The sequence below is a fragment of the Microbispora sp. CL1-1 genome, from assembly GCF_012034195.1.
In the GTDB taxonomy this organism is placed as follows: Bacteria; Actinomycetota; Actinomycetes; order Streptosporangiales; family Streptosporangiaceae; genus Microbispora.
Genome location: NZ_JAATEK010000127.1, coordinates 1 through 1,409 on the forward strand (window position 1 = coordinate 1; position 1,409 = coordinate 1,409).

1 protein-coding gene is annotated in these 1,409 nt (G+C 69.3%); it reads right to left on the reverse strand.

The annotated features are described in order from the left end of the window. Nucleotides 1-26: 26 nt before the first annotated feature. Entirely contained in the window at nt 27-1,250 is a 1,224-nt protein-coding gene (locus tag HCK04_RS40240; protein WP_142652765.1) for an IS701 family transposase, read from the reverse strand. Nucleotides 1,251-1,409: the final 159 nt, after the last annotated feature.

A 1,409-nucleotide genomic window follows, 5' to 3' on the forward strand; every position in this document is an offset into this window, starting at 1 on the left:
CCTAGTACTCCAGTGACACATTGAGATCATGGGTGGGATCTGCGCTGGTAGTGGCATCGGCGGGCGGTGGCTTGGTGGCGGCGTCGCCAGTGTGACCAGTGCAGGATCTCCTCGGTGCGGCGGTGTCGGGTAAGGGTGAGGGCGGCCAGTAGGCGGCGGATCTCGGGCATGGTCAAGGGCAGATGCGCGTGGTCGTCGTCGGGCTGGGAGGCGGCCAGGGCCGCGAGGAAGGCCAGGGCGAGCATCGCCAACGTGATGTGGCGGTGCCAGCCGTCCCAACTGCGGACCTGGTAGTGGTCCAGCCCGACCTGGCCTTTGGCGGCCTGGAAGGACTCCTCCACCGTCCATCGGATGCCGGCGATGCGCACCAGGGCGGCCAGCGGCATCGGGGTGGGTGCGTAGCAGCGGTAGAAAGCCAGTTCCCCGGTGACCGGATTGCGGCGGATCAGCAGCCACCGGTGACCGGGCCGGTGGGTGTCGATGCGGGTCCAGGCCCAGGCGTACCAGCGGTGTCCCTTGGCGCCACGCCCGGCGCTGTAGCGGTGCCAGTGCGCATCTGGGACGTGCGCGGCGATCTGGGCGGCCTTCCAGTCGAGGCCCTCGCACCGGATGCGGGCCGTGCCCGCGATCACCAGCACATACCCCACCTGCCGCGCTTCCAGCAGGGCGCGCAGGCGCGGATCTTGGCCGTAGACCTCATCGCCGGTCACCCAGGGTGCGTCGATCCCGGCGTCCAACGCGGCGGCGATCATCTGCGCGGCCAGGGCGGGTTTGGTGGCGAAGGCGATCTCGTCCGGGACGCCGGCGGAGCGGCAGCGGGACTGGTCGGCCCGCCAGGAGTGCTCGGGCAGGTACAGACGGCGATCGATCAAGGCGCGGCCGCGCGGGGTGGCGTAGGCCAAGAACACGCCGACCTGGCTGTTTTCGATCCGGCCGGCGGTACCGGTGTACTGGCGTTGCACGCCGGCCGATCGGAGGCCCTTTTTGAGGAAGCCGGTCTCATCCACGATCAGGACACCGCCCGCGCCGAGGTGCTCGCTCACGTAGCCGCGGACGTCGTCGCGGACGGCCTCGGCGTCCCAGCGCGCGGTGCGCAGCAGGCGCTGCATGCTCTGCGGGCCGTTCAGCCCGGCGTGTTCGGCCAGGTTCCAGCAGTTCTTCCGCTCGACGCCGGACAACAGGCCCCGGACGTAGGCGTTCGCCGCGCGACGTGGCTCGATGCGGCCGAACCGGTGCGCGATCCGCGCCATCAGCTCATTGAGGGTGACGATCCAGCGGTCGGGGTCTACGCTGTCGGCCACGGCCATCACGCGATCTTCAGATGTCTTCACAAACTCCGAATGATCACGTGGTGGCCGTTCCCATGCCACCTCAACCGCGAAGATCGCGAAGTGTCACTGGAGTACTAG